The organism is Streptacidiphilus sp. EB129 (assembly GCF_041262645.1).
Classification (GTDB): Bacteria; Actinomycetota; Actinomycetes; order Streptomycetales; family Streptomycetaceae; genus Streptacidiphilus.
Map to the genome: position 1 here is coordinate 205,848 of NZ_JBGCCS010000008.1, position 23,138 is coordinate 228,985.

Annotated in this window: 22 protein-coding genes; 17 read left to right on the top strand and 5 right to left on the bottom strand. The window is 73.8% G+C overall.

The annotated features are described in order from the left end of the window. Window positions 1-27 precede the first annotated feature (27 nt). Window positions 28-477 carry a hypothetical protein gene (locus ABH925_RS13085; RefSeq protein WP_370147614.1) on the bottom strand — a complete coding sequence of 150 codons (450 nt, stop codon included), beginning with the start codon at window positions 475-477 and terminating at the stop codon, window positions 28-30. Window positions 478-631: 154 nt separating this feature from the next. Between ABH925_RS13085 and ABH925_RS13090 the strand changes: the two genes are divergently transcribed. The 3 genes from ABH925_RS13090 to ABH925_RS13100 all read left to right on the top strand — a co-directional run bounded on the left by ABH925_RS13090 (window position 632) and on the right by ABH925_RS13100 (window position 3,194). Further along, on the top strand, window positions 632-1,558 hold the full coding sequence (locus tag ABH925_RS13090; protein WP_370147615.1) for a proline dehydrogenase family protein: 927 nt from the start codon (window positions 632-634) through the stop codon (window positions 1,556-1,558). Window positions 1,559-1,701: 143 nt separating this feature from the next. After that, a complete protein-coding gene (gene proC / locus ABH925_RS13095; protein WP_370147616.1) occupies window positions 1,702-2,517 on the top strand; it encodes a pyrroline-5-carboxylate reductase in 816 nt (271 codons plus the stop codon). Between the two features lie 20 nt (window positions 2,518-2,537). Next, window positions 2,538-3,194, top strand: a complete 657-nt coding sequence (locus tag ABH925_RS13100; protein ID WP_370147617.1) for an HAD family hydrolase — start codon at window positions 2,538-2,540, stop codon at window positions 3,192-3,194. Window positions 3,195-3,285: 91 nt separating this feature from the next. On the opposite strand, the gene ABH925_RS13105 is transcribed toward ABH925_RS13100, so the two are convergent. After that, window positions 3,286-4,671 carry a M23 family metallopeptidase gene (locus tag ABH925_RS13105; RefSeq protein WP_370147618.1) on the bottom strand — a complete coding sequence of 462 codons (1,386 nt, stop codon included), beginning with the start codon at window positions 4,669-4,671 and terminating at the stop codon, window positions 3,286-3,288. A 226-nt stretch (window positions 4,672-4,897) separates the two neighbouring features. On the opposite strand from ABH925_RS13105, the gene ABH925_RS13110 reads away from it, so the two are divergent. From ABH925_RS13110 to ABH925_RS13140, 7 genes are all read left to right on the top strand, one after another. Further along, on the top strand, window positions 4,898-6,115 hold the full coding sequence (locus tag ABH925_RS13110; RefSeq protein ID WP_370147619.1) for an MFS transporter: 1,218 nt from the start codon (window positions 4,898-4,900) through the stop codon (window positions 6,113-6,115). A gap of 59 nt (window positions 6,116-6,174) precedes the next feature. Beyond that, window positions 6,175-7,332 carry an acetoin utilization protein AcuC gene (locus tag ABH925_RS13115; protein WP_370147733.1) on the top strand — a complete coding sequence of 386 codons (1,158 nt, stop codon included), beginning with the start codon at window positions 6,175-6,177 and terminating at the stop codon, window positions 7,330-7,332. Between the two features lie 107 nt (window positions 7,333-7,439). Beyond that, window positions 7,440-8,300: a phosphatase gene (locus tag ABH925_RS13120; RefSeq protein WP_370147620.1), complete on the top strand. Its 861-nt coding sequence runs from the start codon at window positions 7,440-7,442 to the stop codon at window positions 8,298-8,300. Window positions 8,301-8,425: 125 nt separating this feature from the next. Then, a complete protein-coding gene (locus ABH925_RS13125; RefSeq protein ID WP_030261033.1) occupies window positions 8,426-8,635 on the top strand; it encodes a helix-turn-helix domain-containing protein in 210 nt (69 codons plus the stop codon). Between the two features lie 278 nt (window positions 8,636-8,913). Next, the gene (locus ABH925_RS13130; RefSeq protein WP_003948845.1) at window positions 8,914-9,012 is read left to right on the top strand and encodes a 30S ribosomal protein bS22; all 99 of its coding nucleotides are present in this window, start codon (window positions 8,914-8,916) and stop codon (window positions 9,010-9,012) included. A 219-nt stretch (window positions 9,013-9,231) separates the two neighbouring features. Continuing rightward, window positions 9,232-10,335 (top strand): NAD-dependent epimerase/dehydratase family protein, encoded by a 1,104-nt coding sequence (locus ABH925_RS13135; protein WP_370147621.1) that lies wholly within the window; start codon window positions 9,232-9,234, stop codon window positions 10,333-10,335. Next, on the top strand, window positions 10,332-11,696 hold the full coding sequence (locus tag ABH925_RS13140) for a lysophospholipid acyltransferase family protein (protein WP_370147622.1): 1,365 nt from the start codon (window positions 10,332-10,334) through the stop codon (window positions 11,694-11,696). The genes ABH925_RS13135 and ABH925_RS13140 overlap by 4 nt, the downstream gene beginning before the upstream one ends. Window positions 11,697-11,773: 77 nt before the next feature. On the opposite strand, the gene ABH925_RS13145 is transcribed toward ABH925_RS13140, so the two are convergent. The 3 genes from ABH925_RS13145 to ABH925_RS13155 form a co-directional block, all read right to left on the bottom strand. Then, window positions 11,774-13,018: a DUF5667 domain-containing protein gene (locus ABH925_RS13145; RefSeq protein ID WP_370147623.1), complete on the bottom strand. Its 1,245-nt coding sequence runs from the start codon at window positions 13,016-13,018 to the stop codon at window positions 11,774-11,776. A 223-nt stretch (window positions 13,019-13,241) separates the two neighbouring features. Further along, a complete protein-coding gene (locus ABH925_RS13150) occupies window positions 13,242-14,057 on the bottom strand; it encodes an ECF subfamily RNA polymerase sigma factor, BldN family (protein ID WP_370147624.1) in 816 nt (271 codons plus the stop codon). 362 nt (window positions 14,058-14,419) lie between these two features. Beyond that, a complete protein-coding gene (locus tag ABH925_RS13155; RefSeq protein ID WP_370147625.1) occupies window positions 14,420-15,460 on the bottom strand; it encodes an HAD family hydrolase in 1,041 nt (346 codons plus the stop codon). A gap of 53 nt (window positions 15,461-15,513) precedes the next feature. On the opposite strand from ABH925_RS13155, the gene ABH925_RS13160 reads away from it, so the two are divergent. The 7 genes from ABH925_RS13160 (at window position 15,514) to hemB (ending at window position 23,080) form a co-directional block, all read left to right on the top strand. Then, a complete protein-coding gene (locus tag ABH925_RS13160) occupies window positions 15,514-15,801 on the top strand; it encodes a glutaredoxin family protein (RefSeq protein WP_370147626.1) in 288 nt (95 codons plus the stop codon). A gap of 208 nt (window positions 15,802-16,009) precedes the next feature. Beyond that, a complete protein-coding gene (locus ABH925_RS13165; protein ID WP_370147628.1) occupies window positions 16,010-16,684 on the top strand; it encodes an exonuclease domain-containing protein in 675 nt (224 codons plus the stop codon). Window positions 16,685-16,785: 101 nt separating this feature from the next. Beyond that, on the top strand, window positions 16,786-17,652 hold the full coding sequence (locus ABH925_RS13170; RefSeq protein WP_370147629.1) for a redox-sensing transcriptional repressor Rex: 867 nt from the start codon (window positions 16,786-16,788) through the stop codon (window positions 17,650-17,652). 37 nt (window positions 17,653-17,689) lie between these two features. Then, complete coding sequence (locus ABH925_RS13175) at window positions 17,690-19,048, top strand: glutamyl-tRNA reductase (protein WP_370147630.1); 1,359 nt, start codon at window positions 17,690-17,692, stop codon at window positions 19,046-19,048. Window positions 19,049-19,230: 182 nt separating this feature from the next. After that, window positions 19,231-20,268 carry a hydroxymethylbilane synthase gene (gene hemC, locus ABH925_RS13180; protein ID WP_370147631.1) on the top strand — a complete coding sequence of 346 codons (1,038 nt, stop codon included), beginning with the start codon at window positions 19,231-19,233 and terminating at the stop codon, window positions 20,266-20,268. Further along, the gene (locus tag ABH925_RS13185) at window positions 20,265-21,944 is read left to right on the top strand and encodes a uroporphyrinogen-III synthase (RefSeq protein ID WP_370147632.1); all 1,680 of its coding nucleotides are present in this window, start codon (window positions 20,265-20,267) and stop codon (window positions 21,942-21,944) included. Before hemC ends, ABH925_RS13185 begins: the two co-directional genes overlap by 4 nt. Window positions 21,945-22,096: 152 nt before the next feature. After that, the gene (gene hemB / locus ABH925_RS13190) at window positions 22,097-23,080 is read left to right on the top strand and encodes a porphobilinogen synthase (protein WP_370147634.1); all 984 of its coding nucleotides are present in this window, start codon (window positions 22,097-22,099) and stop codon (window positions 23,078-23,080) included. Window positions 23,081-23,138 lie beyond the last annotated feature (58 nt).

Here is a 23,138-nt window from a genome sequence, read left to right on the forward strand (position 1 = left end):
AATAAGAGTCCGGTAAGAGCCCGACGCTCAGCTGTTGCGGCGACGCGCTCCGGCCACCGCGCCGACCACGCCGACCACCGCGCCGAGGATCGCCGCGTGCCACAGCCCGGTCAGGATGCTGGCGAAGACCCCGCTGCTGCTCAGGAAGAACTGGCTCAGCGTGTTGGTCACGAACAGCGCACCGGCCGGGACCATCGCGGTCTGCCAGGGATGGTCCGAGGCCCAGCGGCGCAGCCTGCGTTCGCCGCCCTTGCTCAGCACCGAGCCGACTCCGCCGACCAGGAAGAACAGGAACAGGGCAATGCTCGCCGGGCCCGCCAGGATGCTCAGCGACCAGTGCAGGGAGATCAGGTCGACGCCGAGGGCCGCTGCGCCGCCGACGACGCCGACCGCGCCGGCGGTGCGCCACGGCCCGTGCGTGGCCGAGGCGACCGCGAGCTGGCGCGATTCGCGGGGCGAGACATCACTGCTAGTCATGCTTCAACGGTGCGCTCACGGGGGCCCGAAAGCCATAGGGGACAACCCTGAGTTTCCCGGGCTCCGGTCTCCTCCTGGGGACCGATCAGGCGCGGCACGCCCCCGGCCGTGGCCGCCCCGCCTAGGCTGGGCCCGGACCCGAGGGAGTTGCCCCATGCTGTCGCGCCTGCTGCTCGCCGCCGCCCGCAGCCCCGCCGCACGTCAGGCCGTCCTGGTCGCCCCGGTCGGGCGCGACCTGGTGCACCGCTTCATCGCGGGCGAGGAGCGCGAGGACGCGGTGCGCGCGGTGGACGAGCTGATCGTGCGGGGGCTGCAGGTGTCCCTGGACTTCCTCGGCGAGGACACCACCGACGCGGCCCACGCCGACACCGTCCGGGACGAGTACACCGGGCTGCTCGCGCGGCTGGGCGCGGCCGGTCTGGGCCGCCGCGCGGAGGTCTCGGTCAAGCTGTCCGCGCTCGGCGCGAACCTGGGCCGGGGGAGCGGCGCGGAGGCGCTGGACCGGGCCCGCGCCGTCTGCGCCGCCGCCGCGCCGGCCGGCACCACGGTCACCCTGGACATGGAGGACCACCGCAGCACCGACGCCACCCTCGCCGCGGCCGCCGCGCTGCGCGCCGACTACCCCTGGGTCGGTGTGGTGCTGCAGTCCTACCTGCGCCGCACCGAGGCCGACTGCCGCGAGCTGCTGCAGACCGGCTGCCGGGTCCGGCTGGTCAAGGGCGCCTATCTGGAGCCGGGCGGGGTGGCCTTCCAGAGCCGGGGCGAGGTGGACCGCTCGTACGTCCGCTGCCTGCGGCTGCTGATGGAGGGGGACGGCTACCCGATGGTGGCCACCCACGACCCCCGGCTGATCGACATCGCCGGCGCCCTGGCGGTACGGGCCGGCCGGGGGCAGGACGGCTACGAGTTCCAGATGCTCTACGGCATCCGCACCGAGGAGCAGCTCCGGCTGGCCGGAGCCGGCGAGACGGTGCGGGTGTACGTGCCGTACGGCGGCGACTGGTACGGCTACTTCATGCGGCGGCTCGCCGAGCGCCCCGCCAACGTCGCCTTCTTCCTTCGGTCGCTGGGGCACGGCTGACCGGGGCACGGCTGACCGGCTGGTGGACGGCCGCCCCGGCGCACCCGCCCCCGGTGCGAGGATGAACGCGCAGCCGAACCGACCGGCGTGGCACGAGTCGGCGCGGCGATTCCGCAGCGGTACGGATCTACGGAGGCCCTGAGATGACCCAACGAGTCGCCGTCCTCGGCACCGGCAAGATCGGCGAAGCGCTGGTCTCCGGACTGCTGCGGGCCGGGAAGCCCGCCTCGGACGTGCTGGTGACGGCACGGCGCCCGGAGCGCGCCGCGGAGCTGCGCGAGCGCTACGGGGTGGAGGCGGTGAGCAACGCGGAGGCGGCCAAGACCGCGGACACGCTGATCCTCACCGTGAAGCCGCAGGACATGGGCACGCTGCTGGAGGAGCTGGCGCCGCACGTGTCGGCCGACCGCCTGGTGATCTCCGGCGCGGCCGGGGTCCCGACCGCCTGGTTCGAGGAGCGTCTCGCCCCCGGCACGCCGGTGGTCCGGGTGATGACCAACACCCCGGTCCTGGTCGACGAGGCGATGAGCGTCATCTCGGCTGGCTCGCACGCGTCGGAGGAGCACCTGCTCCGTACCGAGGAGATCTTCAAGCCGGTCGGGAAGACGCTGCGGGTCCCGGAGTCGCAGCAGGACGCGGCCACCGCGCTCTCCGGTTCGGGACCGGCCTACTTCTACTTCCTGGTCGAGGCGATGACCGACGCCGGCATCCTGCTCGGCCTGCCGCGCGCGGTCGCCGCCGACATGATCGTCCAGGCGGCGGTGGGTGCGTCGGTGATGCTGCGCGACTCCGGCGAGCACCCGGTGAAGCTCCGCGAGGCGGTGACCTCCCCGGCCGGGACGACCATCGCCGCGATCCGGGAGCTGGAGAACCACGGGGTGCGGGCGGCGCTGCTCTCGGCGCTGGAGGCGGCCCGCAACCGCTCCCAGGAACTCGCCTCCGGCGGCAACGGCAAGTGACCCGCCCGTAGGGTGGCCGGATGCGCTACGACCTGGTGATCTTCGACAACGACGGGGTGCTCGTGGACAGCGAGCCCCTCTCCAACCGGCTGCTCGCCGACTACCTGACCGAGCTCGGCTACCCCACCACCGTCGAGGAGTCGTACCGCGACTTCATGGGTGCGGCGGCGCACACCATCCACGAGGTGATAGCCGCGCGCTACGACGGCGCGCGGCTGCCCGACGGCTTCGACGAGGACTTCCACGCCCGGGTGTTCGCGGCCTTCGAGGAGCGGCTCACCCCGGTGCCGGGCGCGGCGGAACTGGTCAAGCGGGTCCAGGAGTCCGGCGTGCGCTACTGCGTGGCCTCCTCGGCGCACCACGCGTGGATCCGCGCCGCGCTGAGCGTGACCGGGCTGTCCGGATTCTTCACCGAGGAGCAGCTGTTCAGCGCCCAGGACGTCGGCCGGGGCAAGCCCGCCCCCGACCTGTTCCTGCACGCCGCGCGGACCATGGGGGTGCCGCCGGAGCGCTGCGCGGTGCTGGAGGACAGCCCGCTGGGCGTCGCCGCGGCGCGGGCCGCCGGCATGGACGTCTACGGCTACACCGCGCTGACCCCGCGTCAGCGGCTCGCCGACGCCACCGCGCTGTACGGCGACACGGCCCAGGCCGCCACCCTGCTCGGCCTCCCCGGCTGACCTGCGGCCGGTCGGGGCGCGGGTCCCTGCCTGCCGGATGCTGCGGTCAGGCGGGTGGTGCGGTCAGGGGCGGCGCGGACTGCCGGCGCGTTCAGTCGGGCAGGGTGAAGCGGCTGCCCCGGTGCGGCGGGCGGCGGAGCTCGCTGAGCCGGAACGGGAGCCCGACGCCGTCGCCGACGCCTCCGGGCGCGCCCGAGGAGGTACGGGTCTCGGCGCGCAGGTGCAGGCCGGGCTCGGTGCCGTCGCCGGAGTTGCCGACCGCGCCCACCGGCGTGCCCGCGCCGACGTGCTGGCCGCGCCGCACCTGGACGCTGTCGTGCCGCAGCCGGGACAGCACGATCACCGCCCTGCCGGTGTCGATGGCCACGTGGTTGCCCTCCGGGTGGTCCACCGAGGGCATGCCGGGCGGATGGTCGGGGAGCCCGTCGACGGCGGCGACCACCACGCCGTCGACCGGGCTGAGCACCGGATGCCCGAAGATCGCATAGCGCTCGTTGACAGCCGGAGCCAGCCCCAGCGCGCGGCGGCCGCGCCACTGCGCGCCCTCGCCGAGCTGGACCAGGTCCACGGCGTAGCGCCGGGTGCGGCCCGCGCCCGGCGTCAGCGACTCCTGCGCGTAGCGGTTCAGGGCGGGGCCGCCGCCCTCGGTCGCGGCGAAGCAGCCGCCGCGCAGCGGCGAACGGAGCGTCAGCGGGTAGGCGCTGGGCGCCGGCCGGACCGGCCGGACGCGGGGGAGGGTCCAGCAGGCCAGACCGGACACCGCGAGGAACAGCGCCAGCTCGGGCAGGCCGGGGACGTCCCAGGGCAGCCCGGGGCCGAGCAGCGGCAGGGCCCGCAGTCCCGCCAGCACGGCCAGGGCCGCGGCGGCCAGGGGCAGCGCGCGGAACCACGGCGGCAGCGCGTGGGTGGGCCCGCAGGTGCGGGCGTACCAGGCGAGAACGGAGGTGACCGCGGTCAGCAGCAGCCAGCCGGTCGCCGTCCCGGTGAGGTACGGCAGCAGCGCGGCCGCCGTCGCGGCGGCGAGGTAGGCGCCCACCAGCCGCCGCAGCGCCAGCGCCGCGGCCGCGCAGCGGGGTCCCGCAGCGGCGGCGGAGGGGGCGTCCGGTGTGGCCGGCGGCGGGAGGGCACGCAGGGACTCCGCGACCGGCATCCTGCCCTGCGTGGGCACCCCCTCCGCGCGGGCGGTGAGCGCGCCGGGACCGGTCACCAGCGTGCTGAGCCGCCCGTCCAGGTCCAGCTGGGCCCAGACCAGCTCGGTCCCCCGACTGAAGCGCAGCTGGTACAGCTCGCGGTGCCGGCGCACCGCGCGCACCGGGCCGTGCCGCTCCCTGAGCCCGTCGATCGTGGCCTGCAGCCGGTCCAGCGGCACCCGGGCCAGCAGGCCCGGACTGACCGCCTCCGGGCTCAGCTCGGCGGCGCCGAAGGCCGCGGCCAGCGCCTCCGTGACGGCATCCGCCGGCGGGGTCTGCCGCTTCATCGTGGATCCGGTCTCATCGTGCGTCCGGGCTCATGGTCGGGGCCCCTTCCTGGCGGGCGCCGCAACGTGCGCTCTGCTCTCACCGTAGGGAACGGGACCGCCGGGGACCGGCAGCGACGTGGGTTCCAGGATCTGATCTTTTCCCCGGAAGGGGTTCCGGTCCGCGCGCCGAGTCCGTACGCTCTCGCCAACCTGTTCGGATACCGGTCAGTAAGGGCGTGCGGGAATGTCAGCAGAGGCGGCGGCAGCCACCGAGGTGTCGGTGCGGCTGCGCCAGGCGCGGATCGCGCTGCTGGTCAGCTACGTCGCCCAAGGGACCGTGTTCGCCCTGCTGGTGACCCGGATCCCGGACATCCAGACCCAGTACGGCATCAGCGACGGCGCGCTGCCGGTGTTCCTCGCCGCCGTGCCGATCCTGGCGGGCGTCGGCAGCATCTCGATGGAGTGGGTGGTCAAGCGGACCTCGCCGCGCGCGGTGCTCCGCATCGTCCAGCCGGTGGTCTGCCTGACCCTGGTCGGGGTCGGCGCCGGCGACCGGATGTGGGAGGCGGCGGTCGCGCTGGCCGCCTTCGGCCTGATGGTGGGCGGCCTGGACGCCAGCCAGGCGATGTCCGCGGTGGCGCTGCAGCACCGGTACGGGCACAGCATCATGCAGGGCTTCTACGCCGCCTTCAGCCTCGGCGGCATCCTCGGGGCGCTGCTGGCCTGGGCCGGTGCCAACTGGCACATCAGCCAGCTGGCGCTGTTCGGCACCACCGGGCTCGCGGTCGTGCCGGTCGTGGTGCTGGCGAGCCTGCGCTACGCCGGTCCCGCCGAGCTGGGCGACGCGGTGGCCGAGGCCGCCGCCGCGGCCAACCGGTCCATCCCGTGGAAGCCGCTGCTGCCGCTGTGCCTGGCCATGTGCGTCGCCTACATCGCGGACGCGACGGTCTCCAACTGGAGCGCCAAGTACATGCAGGACCTGCTGCACAGTTCGGCCCGGATGCACTCGATGCCCTACGCCGCGTACATGGTCGTGATGCTGCTGGGCCGGGTGCTCGGGGACGGCCGGGTGCAGCGCTGGGGCAGCGTCCGCACGGTGCGGCTGGGCGCGGTCGTCTGCGCGGCCGGCTTCCTGCTGGTGTCGCTGGCACCGTCGGACTGGACCGCGGTGGTGGCCTTCGCCGTGGTCGGACTGGGGATCAGCGTGGTGGTCCCGCAGGTCTTCGCCGCCGGGGGGCGGCTCTTCCCGGGCGCCTCGGACGCGGCCGTGGCCCGGCTCAACATCTTCAACTACGTGGGCTTCCTGGTCGGCTCCCCGCTGGTGGGCGCGCTGGCCGGCGGGCTGAACTACCGGATCGCGATGCTGGTGCCGATGGTGCTGGTGCTGGCGATCCTCGGCGTCAGCAAGGCGTTCGGGTCCCGGACGGAGGAGCCGGTCGAGGCCGCTACCGTGGCGGTATGACTCTGCCCGAGCAGGCGCCCGGCGCCGCCGCCCCCGCGCCCGCCGGCCGCCCCGTACCGATGCGGCTGCAGTGGGACGACGCGGTCACCCGCTACGACTTCGGCCCCGGCCACCCGATGGACCCGGTCCGGCTGCGGCTGACGATGGCGCTGGTCCGGGCGTTCGGCCTGGACCGGCTGCCCGGGGTCACCGTGGACGCGGCGCCGCCCGCCGGTGACTCGACCCTGGAGCTGGTGCACGACCCGGCCTACATCGCCGCCGTCCGGCAGACCGCGGCGACCGGCGTCCCCGACCCGGCCCGCGGCCTGGGCACCGAGGACAACCCCGCCTTCGCGGCGATGCACGAGGCCTCCGCGCTGATCGCCGGACAGTCCGTGGCCGGGGCGGAGGCGGTCTGGCGCGGCGGCGGCAGAGCGGTGAACGTGGCCGGCGGGCTGCACCACGCCATGCCCGGCAGCGCCTCCGGCTTCTGCGTCTACAACGACGCCGCCCTGGCCGTGGCCCGGCTGCTGGAGCTCGGCGCCCGGCGGGTCGCCTACGTCGACGTGGACGTGCACCACGGCGACGGCGTCGAGCGGGTCTTCTGGGACGACCCCCGGGTGCTGACCATCTCGCTGCACGAGCACCCCCGCACGCTGTTCCCGCAGACCGGCTGGGCGGAGGAGGTCGGCGGCCCGGCCGCGCCCGGCGGTGCGGTCAACCTGCCGCTCCCGGCCGGGACCGGCGACGCCGGCTGGCTCCGCGCCTTCCACGCCGTCGTCCCGCAGCTGCTGGCGGCCTTCCGGCCGCAGGTGCTGGTCACCCAGCACGGTGCGGACACCCACATCGAGGACCCGCTGGCCCACCTCGCGGTCAGCCTGGACGCCCAGCGCGCCGTCGCCGCCGCGCTCGCCCAACTGGCCGACACACATGCGGAGGGCCGCTGGCTGGCGCTCGGCGGCGGCGGCTACGCGGTGGCCGACGTGGTCCCCAGGAGCTGGACCCACCTGGTCGCCATCGCCGCCGGACACCCCATCGCGCCGGAGGAGCCCACCCCGGAGGAGTGGCGCGCCGAGGTGCACCGGCTGACCCGGCAGCACGCCCCGGAGCGGATGACCGACGGGATGACCGCGGCCTGGCGGGACTTCGAGGCCGGGTACGACCCCGCCGACCGGCTGGACCAGGCGGTGCTGGCCACTCGCAAGGCCGTCTTCCCGCTGCACGGGCTGCACTTCTGACGCCGCCTCCGTGGCGGTCCCCGGGACCGCCCGGCCGGCATCACCCCGTCGGCACCGCCCCGCGGATACGGCCCCGCGGCCCGGCTCCCCGCTGCGACACTGGCCGGGTGATCGCAGCCGAGGAACTGTACGCACACCTGATGGCCTGTCGGATCGCCGGCCAGGTCGCCACCCCCCGTGAAAACAACCTCAGGAACTACTCCCGGTTCGCCCGCCGCGACCCCGGGGTGATGTTCGGCCTCGACCCCGAGGGCAGTTGGGACGAGGCCGAGGTACTGGAACTGATGGCCCGTCGCTGCGGCGTCTCCGCGGACCCGGAGCACCGGCACGGCCAGGACACCATCGACCCGGACCTGACCGTCCGTGCGCTGGACCGGCTCGCCGGGATCGTCGCCGACACCGCCGCGCGGCGCGGGGCGGTGCTGCTCGGCACCGGCCACCCCCGCCCGCTGGGCGGCTTCTACGCCGACCTCGGCGACGCGCTCGGCGCCGCGGGCTGCGCCGTCCTCACGCCGGCGCACAACTCGCCCTTCCTGATGCACTTCCCGGACGGCGCGCGCTCCTGTGCGCTGGGGTACGTGCGGCGCACCGCGGTCCTCCGGGTGTATGAAGAGGCACCGCCGAACGGAGCGCCCCGCTCCGGCGCGGACGGCGGGCCGGGGCCGGGGGCCCTCTCGGAGCCGGTGCACACCCACTCGCCGCAGCCGGTCAGGTTCGCCCTCGCGGCCCTGGCGGACGGCGGCGACCCCCGCCCTGACCTGGTGCTCGGCGACCACGGCTGGGCCTGCGGGGCCGGCCGACTGGGCGTCAGGGCGGCGGGCCTGGCGGACTCCAACGACCCCGGGGTGTTCGTCGCCGAGGCAGAGGGCGACGTGGAGCTGGCCGTTCCGCTCGACGACGGTGTGCGACCGGAGTGCTACGGATTGCTGAGTGCCTACGTACTGCAACAGGCCGGTATGTCTCAGTAATCTCGGGCGGCTCCTCCCTCTTCCCACTGGTACCACCCGCACCTACTCTGGGTATACGCGTGTGCTGGCTGGAGTCACCGGAGGGGAAGCCGGTGCCCGTCACACGGATAAGGGTCGGTGTTGTCATGGCGTCTGGAGAGCGGCCTTTGAACGAGGTCAACTTCCTCACCGTGGCGGAGGTCGCCTCGGTGATGCGAGTGTCGAAGATGACCGTGTACCGCCTGGTGCACAGCAGTGAGCTGCCCGCGATCCGCGTGGGCCGCTCCTTCCGGGTACCGGAGCAGGCGGTCCACGACTACCTTCGCGAGTCCTACGTGGGACGGGAGACCGCGTAGGCGAGGGCTGGCAGAGCGGCTGAGCCAGGACGGAAGTGACGAGAGCGCAGCGCGACGACGGTCCGGCCGGGGCTCTCCTGCCCCGGCCGGACCGTTTGCGGTCAGGGGTGGATTGCCCCCGGGGGCGGGTGCTTCGGCGGACCTGAACACCAGGCGGACGGCACTCGGGGGGCGGATTAACGTCCTGGACCCAGGTTTCGGTACGCTGGTGGCTTACGTCAGTCGTTTGGACTCTGACTCCCGCTCCTGCGGGTTTGTCCAGTGAGTGAGGGTTGTCAGTGGGTTCCGTCATCAAGAAGCGTCGCAAGCGTATGGCCAAGAAGAAGCACCGGAAGCTTCTGAAGCGGACACGCGTTCAGCGTCGCAACAAGAAGTAAGCCGCCCGCGGTCGCAGCAGTGCGCCGACGAGGTGTCCCGCCGCCCGCTCCGACGCTACTGTCGGAGCGGGCGGCGGCGTTCTGTCCGGTGGCCGTTCACCGGGACGACGGGACCACGTCCTCGCGCGTCGGGCGCCTGACACTGCCTCGCAACATCGGCGCGATACGGTGCAGCTGAGGCCGGGCGCCATCCGTGCCGCAGGCGGAAGGGACTGTCCGTTGGGAAAAGTCGTGCTCGTCACCGGGGTCGCCCGGCACCTGGGCAGCCGCTTCGTCCGGGCCGTCCGCCGCGAGCCGGGGGTGGACCTGGTCGTCGGTGTCGACGTGCAGCCCTCCACGCACGACCTCTCCGGACCGGCCGACCGTTCAGGGACGGCGGACCGTGCAGGGACCGACGCCGCGCTCGCCGAGTACCGCTTCGTCCGCGCCGACATCCGCAGGCCCACGCTGGCCCGGGTGATCGCGGAGCACGCGGTGGACACCGTGGTGCACCTCAACGTCAGCACCACGATGCTGGGTTCGACCAGCCGGTCGACGGTCAAGGAGACCAACGTCATCGGCACCATGCAGCTGCTCGCCGCGGTGCAGAAGGCCCCGTCGGTGCAGCGGCTGGTGGTGAAGTCCACGACCAGCGTCTACGGGTCCGCGCCGCGGGACCCGGCGGTCTTCCACGAGCGGATGCAGCCCAAGGTGTTCCCGACCGGCGGCTTCGCCAAGGACGCCGTCGAGGTCGAGGGCTATGTCCGCGGCTTCGCCCGGCGCCGGCCCGACGTCGCCGTCTGCGTGCTGCGCTTCGCCAACATCGTCGGCCCGCAGGCCGACACCCCGCTGAACGAGTACTTCGCGCTGCCGGTGCTGCCCACCGTGCTCGGCTACGACCCCCGGCTGCAGTTCGTCCACGAGGACGACGCGGTCGAGGTGCTGCGGCTCGCGGCGGCAGAGCCCAGGCGCGGTACCACCAACAGCGGGACCTTCAACGTGGCCGGCGAGGGCGTGCTGGTGCTGTCCCAGGCCGCGCGGCGGCTGGGCCGGCCGACGGTGCCGATGCTGCTGCCGGCGGTCAGCTGGGTGGCCGGACTGGCCCGGCAGACCGGGCTGCTGGACTTCTCCCCGGAGCAGATGCGGATGCTGACGCACGGCCGGGTGGTCGACACCACCCAGCTGCGGGAGACCTTCGGCTACACCCCGCGCTACACCACCGACGCGGCGCTGGCCGACCTGGCGGGCAGCACCCGTCCGGGGCTGTTGCAGCCGGACCAGGTGGCCAGGTGGACGACCCGGGTGGCGGAACTGCTGCCGATCGGTGGAGGGAAGACGCGATGAGTTCCGCGACGGAACAGCCAGGTACCGGCAAGCCGCGCAGGCGCGGGGTGGGCCGGCGGTCGGCGGCCGGTGCCGCGGCCGCACCGGTGCCGCAGCCCGCGGCGGAGCCCGCGGCCGGGTTCCCGGCCGAGCCGGGCGTGGAGCCCGGCGCCGAGCCGGCTGCCGTGACCGCCGCCGAGCCCGCCGCCGCGACGGACCAGGACACTGCCGCCGGGCTCGACCCCGTCGAGCAGGACGGCGTGGCGCGGGTGATCCCGATCAGCGCCGGCCGGACCCGCTCCGGGCGGGGCCGCCATGAGCGGGACCGGACGCGGGAACAGGCGGAGCCGGCGGGCGCGGAGGCGCGGGCCGATAGGAGCACCGATCAGGGTGGCGACGAGAGCGCCGAAGAGAGCGCCGACGGGAGCTCCGACGACGGCATCCCGGTGCCATCCGGCGGCGGGCTGGCGGAGGCGGTCGCGGGCGCTGTGGGCCAGGCGCTGGCCGGGCCGCTGGGCGGGGTCGCGGACCGGCTGCTGGGCAAGGGCTGGGAGCAGCGGGCCGCCGGCGGTCTGGGCTTCCTGCGGCGCAGGCTCACCGGCGAGTACCAGGTCGACGAGTTCGGCTTCGACCGGGAGCTCACCGAGCAGGTGTTCCTCAGCGCGGTGCGTCCGATCGCCGAGAAGTACTTCCGGCTGGAGGTGCGCGGCGCGGAGAACCTGCCCACCACCGGTGGCGCGCTGGTCGTCGCCAACCACTCCGGGGTGCTGCCCTGGGACGCGCTGATGACCCAGGTCGCGATCCACGACCACACCCCGACCCGGCGTCACCTGCGCATGCTCGCGGCCGACCTGGTGTTCGTGCTGCCCGGCGTCAACGAGCTGGCCCGCAAGGCCGGTCACACCCTGGCCTGCAACGAGGACGCGCAGCGACTGCTGGAGCTGGGCGAGATCGTGGGTGTCTGGCCGGAGGGCTTCAAGGGCATCGGCAAGCCCTTCGCGGACCGCTACAAGCTCCAGCGGTTCGGCCGCGGCGGCTTCGTCTCCTCGGCGCTGCGGGCGGGCGTCCCGATCGTTCCGTGTTCCATCGTGGGCGCGGAGGAGATCTACCCGATGATCGGCAACGCCAGGACGCTGGCGCGGATCCTCGGCCTGCCGTACGTGCCGATCACCCCCACCTTCCCGTGGCTGGGCCCGCTGGGGGCGATCCCGCTGCCGACGAAGTGGACCATCCAGTTCGGCACCCCGATCCCCACCGACAGCTACCCGCCCGAGGCGGCGGACGATCCGATGCTGCTCTTCAACCTCACCGACCAGGTCCGCGAGACCGTGCAGCACTCGCTCTACAAGCTCCTGGTGCAGCGCCGTTCGGTCTTCTTCTAGGGTCCGTCTTCTTCTGGGTTCGGCCGTCTGCCGACGGGTGCGCGCCGGAGGGGAACCTCCGACGCGCACCCGGCCGGTCAGCTGCCGCCGGAGACGCCCAGCCCGATGCCCGGGAGCAGGCCCGGGAGCAGCGGGGGGATGCTGACGCCGTTGCCCGGGGTCGGCGAGGCCGCCTCGCCACCGGTGGCTCCGGCGCCCCCCGGCGCCGTCGCGGACGGGGACGTGGTCGGCGCGCCGTTGCCCAGCAGCCCGCCGGTGAGCGAGCCGACCAGGCCGCCGCTGCCGGAGGTGGTGCTGGGGCTGGCCCCGGGGGAACTGTTCCGGAGCGTGCCGGTGCCGCTGGTGGTGGCGCCCTGCGGGGCCGTGCCGGCGGTCTGGCCCGCAGTGGCCGCACCGGTACCGGTGCCCGCGTCGGTGCCGCCGCCGTCGCTGCCGCCGGGCTGTGGTGCGCCGGTGTCGGCGCTGCCGGGAGCGGGAGCCAGGTGCAGCGGCGCCAGGTCCGCGTTTATCCCGGCGAGCAGGTTCTGGACCTCGCTGGTGACCGGTGCCAACTGGCCGTCGAGCCGGGGCTCGATGGCCCGCAGCTGCTGCTGCTGGGTCTCGGCGAACCGGGCCAGCCGCTGCATCGGGGCCAGCGCGTGGTCCTGCTGGTAGATGGCCTTCAGCAGGTCGCGGCCCGCACTGCCCTCGGCGTTCATGTCGGTGAGCGCCTGGGCGACCTCGGCCAGCACGTGCGGGCTCAGCGCCTGCCCGTTCTGCGGGCGGGACGTCAACTCCTCGGCCTCGGACATCCGGTGGGATGCCTGGTCGAGCAGCAGCCGGCCGCGCTCGGCGTCCGAGCCGGCCAGGTCCAGCTGCCAGTTCTCCAGGCCGCGCTTCATGCCGTACAGCGAATCCCCGGGAACGGCCGAGGAACTGGCCGCGGCGACCCCGCCGAGCGCCCCCATCGCCACACCGGCGGCGAGTCCGCTGACGGCCAGCCGACGGCCCCAGCGGGTGCTGGGACGGAACCGGCGGGCGGCCTCGGTGGCGCGGTGCGCGCCGCGGCTGCGCTGGCCGGGGACGGCCGCACCGCCGCCGCCCGCGAAGGCACGCTCGAACTCGGCCACCAGCAGCGCCCGCTGGGTCATCCGCACCTGGGGGTCGAGGGCGGGCAGGGGCTCCTCGGCGAGCGCGTCCACCAGCGCCAGCAGTGCGCCGAACTCGCCTCTGAACTCGCCTCTGTGCTCTCCCGGCCCGCTGGGGGCCGCAGTGCTGGGGCGGTCCTCCACAGCGTCGGCGAAGGCTCTCGCCCTACGGTGCTCAAGCACGTTGGCTGTCATGGGCAGCACCTCCTCTCGTCGTTGTCGACAACTCGGCCGACCGGACGGTTGCGCAGTCGTGCCTGAGACCACCCCAAAGGGTGATGCACAGCCCCGCCGCAGCGTTTCCGGTATCGCAACGAGGACTTTGCACTCTGCGCAACGAGCGTCGGGGATGCTCGGTTACGCCCGCAGGATCTTGAGGGTGAAGGACTTGGGGGTGAAGGGTCATGAGGGGAGACGGCTACCTGGCGTCGCTGGGCAGCAGCCGGGCCAGCGTGCGCACCGCCCGGTACTGGAGCGTCTTGATGGCGCCCTCGTTCTTCCCCATGATCCGCGCGGTCTCCGCGACCGACAGGCCCTGCAGGAAGCGCAGCCGGACGCACTCCTGCTGCTGCGGGTTGAGCCGGTGCACCGCGTCCAGCAGCGCCGCGTTGGACAGCGACTCCAGCACCGACTCCTCCGGGCTGCGCTCGCACTCGTTGGAGTCGAGCATCTCGCCGGTGGTCACCTCCAGCCGGAAGCGGCTGGACTTGAAGTGGTCCGCGACCAGGTTGCGGGCGATCGTCACCAGCCAGGCGCCGAAGTCGCGTCCCTGCCAGGTGAAGGTGCCGATCCGGCGCAGCGCCCGCAGGAAGGTCTCGCTGGTGAGGTCCTCGGCGGTGGCCCTGCTGCCGACCCGGTAGTAGATGTAGCGGTACACCGTGTCGGAGTAGTGGTCATACAGCCGTCCGAATGACTCGCTGTCGCCGTCCTGGGCCCGTTCGACCAGCTTCATGATCGGGTTGTCGGCGGAGACCTGGGGCTCGGCCCGGTCCCAGGACGAGTTCCGGGGGCGTGAGGAGGCGGGTGAGGTGCGGGTGCGCAGCGCCATCGAACCGCGTGGCGGGGCGGTCGTTTCCAGGCCGCCGACACCGCCGGCCACGGCGAGCGCGCTGAACGACGAGAGTGGGGACAACTGCTCGCGTACCAGGGTGCGCAGCAGATCCAGGCCACCCGCGGCGGTGCCGTCGGGGGCCAGGGAGGGTGCAGGCGCGTCGTTCCGGACGTGTGGGTACACGGGACTCCCAGAGGCAGAACTGTTTACGTGCAGTGCGGGCCCGCTTACCCAGCGTGGGACACATGGGCTCCGGCGTGCGTCTGACGAGAATAACGCTTCGTGCAACAACAGCTACACCCTGTCGCCAAATTCGCCGCTTCAGTCACATCGGTTACTGCTTGGTGGCAGTATGTGATCGGCTATGCCCGATGGGATCCGCGCAGGTCTGCTCTCAACTGATCAGATGTCAGCGCTTGATGATCAAGCCGCGGCGGACCTCCTCCGCGGGGGCCGTCCGGCCACAGGGCCGGCGCCGGTTCGCGCGAGGGTTCGCACGGAGTTCGCCCCGGTGTTCGCGCCCGGGGCGCGGCGATCGGAACCGATCAGGCGCGGCGTCGCCGGTTCCGGTACAGGGCCAGCGCGGCGGCGGTGCCGCCGGCCGCGGCGCCCAGACCGGCCGCTGCCGGGATCCCGACCCGGGCCGCCTTGCGGCCGGTGCGGAAGTCGCGTACCCGCCACCCCTGCTCACGGGCGTGTCGCCGCAGCTCCGCATCCGGGTTGATCACGTACGGGAAGCCCACCAGGGACAGCATCGGGATGTCGTTGGAGGAGTCGCTGTAGGCCGCGCAGCGGGCCAGGTCCAGCCCCTCGCGCGCGGCCAGCTCCTTGACCGCCTCGGCCTTGGCCGGGCCGTGCAGGGTCTCGCCGACCAGGCGGCCGGTGTAGATCCCGCCGATCGCCTCGGCGACCGTGCCCAGCGCCCCGGTCATCCCGAGCCGGGCCGCGATCACCCGGGCCGCCTCCAGCGGCGCCGCGGTGACCAGCCAGACCCGCTGCCCGGCCTCCAGGTGCATCTTCACCAGGGCGCGGGTTCCGGGCCAGATCTTCTCGGCGATGTACTCCTCGAAGATCTCCTCGCAGATCGCCTCCAGGTCCTCCACCCGGTGCCCCTGCACGATGGACAGCGCGCTCTCCTTGGCGTCCGCCATGTGCCCGGCGTGCTCTGCCCCGTGCAGCCGGAAGTACGCCTGCTGCCAGGCGAAGCGCAGCAGCTCGCGCTTGCTGAAGAACTTGCGCTTGTAGAGGCCGCGGCCCAGGTAGAAGATCGCCGCGCCCTGCACGATGGTGTTGTCGCAGTCGAAGAACGCCGCGGCCTGGTGGTCGGCGGCCTCCTCCGGCCCGCCGTACGGAGCCGTGTTCGCGCCGGGCGCGGCGCCGGCGGCCCCGGCCCCGGCGCCGTCGGTCGCGGAGTCGCTGTTCGCGGCCTCTGGGGCGGTGGTCCCGCTGGCGGTGGCCTCGGCGGCCCTTGCCTCGTTGGCCGTGGCCTCGGTGGTCTGGGCGGCGGTGGCCGCCTGCGCGGCGGCGGTGCCCGCCAGTACGGCGGAGGAACGCTTCTCCTGCGGGAGCTTTCGCAGCCTGGACATACGGCGAGCATAGCCAGCGGAGCGGTGCGATCCCGTATCGGCGACCGGGCAGAATGGCGCGGGTGAGCCCTCTGCTGCGTCGTGACCCCCGGAAGAGTCCCGCCGATCACCTGATCACGCTGATCGGCAAGCCGGACTGCCATCTCTGCGACGACGCCAGGGCGGTCGTCGCCCGGCTTGCCGGGGAGCTCGGCTTCGCCTGGGAGGAGCAGGACATCACCCAGGATCCGGAGCTGTTCCGCAAGTACTGGGAGCAGATCCCGGTCACCCTGATCGACGGCCGCCAGCACGACTTCTGGCGGGTGGACGAGTCCCGGCTCCGCAAGGCGCTGGGCGCGTAGCCGCCGCGCCTCCCGGTTCGCGGTCAGCGCTGGGAACGATCGCGCCGGGAACGATCGCGCCGGGAACGATGTGGTGACGATCGCCCGGGGCACCGGCTCGAACTTGGGGGATCGGCGGTCGGTGTGCTTACCATCTAATTGATCGATGCCGAGGGGGGCGGAGTGCGTCGTACCGGCGCACTCCCCGAATCCCCGAGGAGTGGAAACCGTGCTGTCCGGCCCTGGCTCCGCTCGCGGCATCGCGGTCGTCGACGTCGAGATGAGCGGGCGAAGCCCCTGGCGGCACCGGGTGGTGGAGGTCGGCGTGGTGCTGCTGGACCACGCCTCGCTGCGGGTGCGGGCGGAGTTCAGCACGCTGATCGACCCGGCCGGGCCGGTCGGTCCGACCGAGGTGCACCGGATAGCGCAGCGGCACGTGGTGGGCGCGCCCGCCTTCCGCGAGATCGCCCCGTTCCTGCTGGAACTGCTCGGCGGGCGGCTGCTGGTCGGTCACCAGGTCCGCAGTGACCTGGCCTTCCTGGTGCGGGAGTTCGCCCGGATCGGGGTGGTGCTGCCGGCCGCGCCCTCGCTCTGCACCATGGCGCTGGCCGGACGGGTACTGCCGGGCGGCACCGGGCACTCGCTCCGCGACTGCGTCGCCGCCGTCGGGCTGCCGCCGCATGCCGCGCACACCGCCCTCGGCGACGCCAGGGCGACCGCGGCGCTGCTCCGCCGCTGCCTGCGCGGCTCCGACGCCGACCTGGCCGGGGCGGTGGCCGCCGCCGCGACCGTCCCCTGGCCGCGACTCCCGCCCGCCGACCGGCCGTTGCGCACGCTTCAGCGGACCGCCGCGGCGCGGCTGCGCGCGGACGGGCCGCTCGGCGTGCTGACGGGGCGTGCGTGATGCGCGTCACTCGGCCGGGACAAAACGGACACCATCTTTGTGCACACGTTCACAAACGCATAGCCTGGCGTTCGCAGCACAGCTTCACCCTCAGGAGCACCGTGGCATCTGGACGTTCCACCCCAGCCTCGCCGCCCGCAGGCGGCGCCCCCAGGCGCACCCGCGGCCGGGGGATTCCCGATGCGACGGTCGCGCGGCTGCCGCTCTACCTGCGTGCCCTGACCGCGCTCTCCGAGCGCTCGGTGCCCACCGTCTCCTCGGAGGAACTGGCCACCGCCGCCGGGGTCAACTCGGCCAAGCTGCGCAAGGACTTCTCCTACCTCGGCTCCTACGGGACCCGGGGCGTGGGTTACGACGTCGAGTACCTCGTCTACCAGATCTCCCGTGAGCTGGGCCTGACCCAGGACTGGCCGGTCGTCATCGTCGGCATCGGGAACCTGGGCCACGCCCTGGCCAACTACGGCGGCTTCGCCTCCCGCGGCTTCCGGGTCGCGGCGCTGCTGGACGCCGATCCCGCGCTGGCCGGGCAGACCGCGGCCGGCCTGCCGGTCCGGCACATGGACGAGCTGGAGGAGATCATCCGGGCGGAGCACGTCTCCATCGGCGTGATCACCACTCCGCCCGGCGCCGCGCAGCAGGTCTGCGACCGGCTGGTCGCGGCCGGGGTCACCAGCATCCTCAACTTCGCCCCCACCGTGCTGTCCGTCCCGGAGGGGGTGGATGTGCGCAAGGTCGACCTGTCGATAGAGCTGCAGATCCTCGCCTTCCACGAGCAGCGCAAGTCCGGCGAGGACCACCTCGCCGACGAGCCGCCCGCAGTAGTCTCACGCCCTGGGGCGGGAGCGAAGGCCGTGGCCGCTGCCGCCGCCCGTGCCGTGACCCGCGCCAGGGGCAAGGCCGCTGCGACCGCCGCGACCGAGGCGGACCGCGGGGACGACGGCGACGTGTCGGCGGTGGTGCCGGCATGAACGCCCGGAGAACGAGCCTGGGAAGCGAGGCAGCAGCGTGAGCCTTCTGGTACTTGGCCTCAGCCACCGCACCGCACCGGTGGGGCTGCTGGAGCGCGCCTCGCTGACCGGGGACGCCCCGCAGCGGCTGCTGCACGCCGCCGCGGCGGCCGCGCCGGTCGGCGAGGCGTCGCTGGTGGCCACCTGCAACCGGATCGAGCTCTACGTCGACGTGGACAAGTTCCACGCCGGTGTGGCCGATCTGTCCGTGCTGCTGGCCGAGCACACCGGAGTCGACCTGGAGGAGCTGACCGCGCACCTCTACGTCCACTACGAGGACCGCGCCGTGCACCATCTGTTCTCGGTGGCGTGCGGGCTGGACTCGATGGTGGTCGGCGAGGGGCAGATCCTGGGCCAGCTGCGGGACGCGCTGTCCCTGGCGCAGGAGCAGCACACCGCCGGGCGCGGCCTGAACGAGCTGTTCCAGCAGGCACTGCGGGTCGGCAAGCGGGCGCACAGCGAGACCGGGATCGACAAGGCCGGCCAGTCGCTGGTCACCTTCGGTCTGGAGCGGATCGCGGCCGGTGCCGGCCCGGTCGCCGGGATGCGCGCCCTGGTCGTCGGGGCCGGCTCGATGAGCTCGCTGGCCGCGGCGACGCTGGCCCGCGCCGGTGTGACCGAACTGGCCATCGCCAACCGCACGCCCGAGCGGGCGGAGCGGCTGGCCGCCACGCTCGGCACCGCTCTGTCGGGTACGGGTGCCGGCGCGCGCACCGTCCCCTTCGCCGAGGTCGGCACCGCGCTGGCCGAGGCCGACCTGGTGATCTCCTGCACCGGCGCGGCCGGCATCGTGCTGTCCGCCGAGGCGATCGCCGCCGCGGTGTCCAAGCGGAGCGGCACGACGCCGCTGGCGCTGCTGGACCTCGCCATGCCGCGCGACGTCGACGCGGCCGCGCACGGCCTGGACGGGGTGCACCTGGTCGACCTGGAGACCCTGGCCGAGGCGGCCCGCGAGGTGGAGGACGCCGCCGGGGCGCTGGACGTCGAGGCGGTGCGCCGGATCGTCGCCGAGGAGGTCGACTCCTTCGGCGCCGCCCAGCGGGCCGCCGCGATCACCCCGACCGTGGTCGCGCTGCGGGCGATGGCCTCCGAGGTGGTCAGTACCGAGCTGGAGCGGCTGGACGGTCGGCTGCCCGAGCTGGACGCCAGGGCCCGGGCCGAGCTGGCGCAGACCGTGCGCCGGGTCGTCGACAAGCTGCTGCACTCGCCGACCGTGCGGGTCAAGCAACTGGCCGGGGAGCCGGGCGGGGCCTCCTACGCGGAGGCGCTGCGCGAGCTGTTCGACCTCGACCCGGCTGCGGTCCAGGCGGTGGCCGGGGCGCCCACCAGCCGTCCGAAGGGCGGTGAACGGGGATGACACACCGTCACCAGCGAGGCGGCGCAGCCGTGTCGACCGCCGGAGCGGCGGCGCTCGGAGGCCTGCCCAGCACGCTAGCAGTGCCGTCCGGGCAGAACTCCGGCGGGGGTGCCTCCGAGCACGGCCTGCCGCAGCACAGTACGCCGAACATCCACATCGAGCACGACCGGGATGATCATGTCATGAGTGGCCAACTCAGCATCAACACCAGCGAATTGAGGCGACCCGGGCCCAGTGGCGCGGTGCTCCGCCTGGGCACCCGCCGCAGCGCGCTGGCGCTGGCCCAGTCCGGGATGATCGCCGAGGCGGTGTCCGCCGCCACCGGCCGTCCGGTCGAGCTGGTCGAGATCACCACCTACGGCGACACCTCGCGCGAGCAGCTGGCGCAGATCGGCGGCACCGGGGTCTTCGTCTCGGCGCTGCGCGACGCCCTGCTGGCCGGCTCGATCGACTTCGCGGTCCACTCGCTGAAGGACCTCCCCACCGCCGCCCCGGACGGGCTGGCGCTGGCGGCCGTGCCGCTCCGCGAGGACCCGCGGGACGCCCTGGTCGCCCGGGACGGGCTGACCCTGGAGGAGCTGGTGGAGAAGAGCCACCCCGGCCCGGCCCGGGTCGGCACCGGCTCCCCGCGCCGGATGGCCCAGCTGAACGCCTGGGCGGCGGAGCGCGGCGCGGCCCTGGAGACCGTCCCGATCCGCGGCAACGTGGACACCCGGATCGGCTACGTCCGCTCCGGGGAGCTGGACGCGGTCGTCCTGGCCGCCGCCGGACTGAGCCGGCTGGGCCGGCTCGGCGAGGCCACCGAGCTGCTGGACACCGCACTGATGCTGCCCGCACCCGGACAGGGCGCGCTGGCCGTCGAGTGCCGCAGCGGCGACACCGAGCTGGTCGCCGCCCTGGCCGTCCTGGACGACGCGCCCACCCGGGCCGCCGTCACCGCCGAGCGCGCGCTGCTGGCCGCGCTGGAGGCGGGTTGCTCCGCCCCGGTCGGAGCCCTGGCCGAGGTGCAGCGTCGCAGCTCGGACCCTTCCACCGCCGAGCTGTCCCTGCGGGCACTCGTCGGCACCGTTGACGGTTCGTCCGTCGTGCAGTTGTCCGCCACCGGCGCCTTCGGGCCCGAGGCGGCGTCCGAGCAGGCAGCGGCGGCCCTGGGCCGCGAGCTGGCGGCCCGGATGCTCGCCGAGGGCGCGGCCGGTCTGATGGGGGAGCAAGCCAAGTGAGCCCCACTAAGCAGTCCGATGTCCTTCCGACCGGTCGCCGTCCGGTCGGCCAGGTCACCTTCCTGGGGGCGGGGCCCGGCGATCCGGGCCTGCTCACCCTGCGCGCGGTCGAGGTGCTCGCCTCCGCGGACGTGCTCCTCGCCGACCCGCTGACCGCGGCCGCGGTACGGGTCCACTGCCCCGAGGGCGTGGAACTGCACGAGGCCGAGCCGGCCGCCGAGAGCCCGGACCCCGACCGGGACCCGGCCGGCGGCGTGGCCGTGGCCCGGCTGTTCCCGGCCGTGCTGGCCGGCCGGCACGTGGTGCGCACCGTCGACGGCGACCCCGGCCTGGACGGCCGGGCCGCCGAGGAGATGCTGGCCTGCGCGCAGGCGGGGGTCCCGTTCCAGGTGGTGCCCGGCGTCGCCCAGTCGGTGGGGGTCCCCGCCTACGCGGGCGTCCCGCTCCGCGACGGCCTGGGCACCGACGTGCGTTTCGTCGACGCCTCGCACTGCGCGCCGGACGCCTACGACTGGTCCAACCTGGGCGCCTGCGACGCCACCCTGGTGGTCCGCACCCGGCTCGGCGCGCTGCCGCTGTCGGCGACGGCACTGGTCGCGCAGGGCCGCAAGCCGGACACCCCGGTCTCGGTGACCCTGGAGGGCACCACCACCCGGCAGCGCACCTACACCGCGACGCTGGGCACGCTGGCCGCCGAGCTGAAGGCGGCCCGGGTGCTGCCCTCGCCGGTCTCCGCCCCGGTGAACCCGGCGAGCAGCGTCATAGCCGTGGTCGGTGAGCAGGTCAACCGCCGGGCCACGCTGTCCTGGTTCGAGACCAAGCCGCTGTTCGGCTGGAACGTGCTGGTGCCGCGCACCAAGGACCAGGCCGGAGCCCTGTCCGAGCAGCTGCGCTCCTACGGGGCGGTGCCCTCGGAGGTGCCGACCATCGCGGTGGAGCCGCCGCGCACCCCGCAGCAGATGGAACGCGCCATCAAGGGCCTGGTCACCGGCCGTTACGAGTGGATCGCGTTCACCTCGGTGAACGCGGTGAAGGCGGTCCGGGAGAAGTTCGAGGAGTACGGCCTCGACGCCCGGGCGTTCGCCGGGATCAAGGTCGCGGCGGTCGGCGAGAGCACCTCCCAGGCCCTGATCGCCTTCGGCGTCAAGCCCGACCTGGTCCCCAGCGGGGAGCAGTCGGCGGCGGGTCTGCTGGAGGACTGGCCGCTGTACGACCCGGTGTTCGACCCGATCGACCGGGTGCTGCTGCCGCGCGCCGATATCGCCACCGAGACGCTGGTGGCCGGCCTGGTCGAACTCGGCTGGGAGGTCGACGACGTGACGGCGTACCGCACCGTCCGCGCGTCGCCGCCGCCGGCCGAGACCCGCGAGGCGATCAAGGGCGGCGGCTTCGACGCGGTGATCTTCACCTCGTCCTCGACGGTCCGCAACCTGGTCGGCATCGCCGGCAAGCCGCACAACGTCACCGTGATCGCCTGTATCGGCCCGGCCACCGCGAAGACGGCCGAGGAGCACGGGCTGCGGGTGGACGTACTCGCCCCGGCCCCGTCGGTCGCGGCCCTGGCCGAGGCCCTCGCCGAGTTCGGCGCGGCCCGCCGTGACGCGGCGACGGAGGCGGGCGAGCCGGTCTACCGTCCCAGCGAGCGCCGCCCCGGCTCCCGCCGCAAGGCCCGCTAGGCGGTGCCACCGTTACCACCCAGGGGCGCGGGGCTCTGCTTGACTTACACAGCATGCGCTGCCAACCATGCACCTCCGTAGAGGGTTGGCAGCGCAGTTCCCCGCGCCCCTGTGTAGCGCATGGTCAGTCTCACTTGAGAAGAGAGCGCGTGATGGGAATCGAGAGCCCCTACGTCCGTCCGAGGCGGCTGCGGGTCACCCCCGCCGTGCGGCGACTCGTCGCCGAGACGCGGCTGCACCCGGCGGAGCTGATCCTGCCGCTGTTCGTACGCGAGGGCGTCAGCGAGCCGGTGCCGATCAGCGCGATGCCCGGGGTGGTCCAGCACACCCGGGAGACGCTGCGGAAGGCCGCGGTGGAGGCGGCGGCCGCCGGCGTCGGCGGGCTGATGCTCTTCGGCGTCCCCGCCGTTCAGGACGCCGTCGGGTCGGAGGGCACCAACCCCGACGGGATCCTGCAGCAGGCGATCCGGGACGTGGTCGCCGAGGTCGGCGACCAGCTCGTGGTGATGTCGGACCTCTGCCTGGACGAATACACCGACCACGGCCACTGCGGCGTCCTCGCGCCCGACGGCTCGGTGGACAACGACGCGACGCTGCTGCGCTACGCCGAGATGGCCGTGGTGCAGGCCGACGCGGGCGTCCACATGGTCGGCCCGTCCGGGATGATGGACGGTCAGATCGCGGTGGTCCGCAGGGCGCTGGACGAGGCGGGGCACCAGGATGTGTCGGTCCTCGCGTACACCGCGAAGTACGCCTCCGCGTTCTACGGTCCGTTCCGCGAGGCGGTCGGCTCCTCGCTGAAGGGCGACCGCAAGAGCTACCAGCAGGACCCGGCGAACGCCCGCGAGGCGCTCCGCGAGCTGGAACTGGACCTGGCCGAGGGGGCCGACCTGGTGATGGTCAAGCCGGCCATGGCCTACCTGGACATCCTGCGGCAGGTCGCCGACCTGAGCCCGGTGCCGGTGGCCGCCTACCAGGTGTCCGGGGAGTACTCGATGGTCGAGGCCGCGGCGGCGAACGGCTGGATCGACCGGGAGCGGGCGATCATGGAGACGCTGACCTCCATCCGCCGGGCCGGCGCCAACCAGGTGCTCACCTACTGGGCCGTCGAGGCCGCCCGGATGCTGCAGGCCTGACACGAAGGCGGGCCGAGGACGATGTCCTCGGCCCGCCTCTCCGTACCTGGAGGGTCAG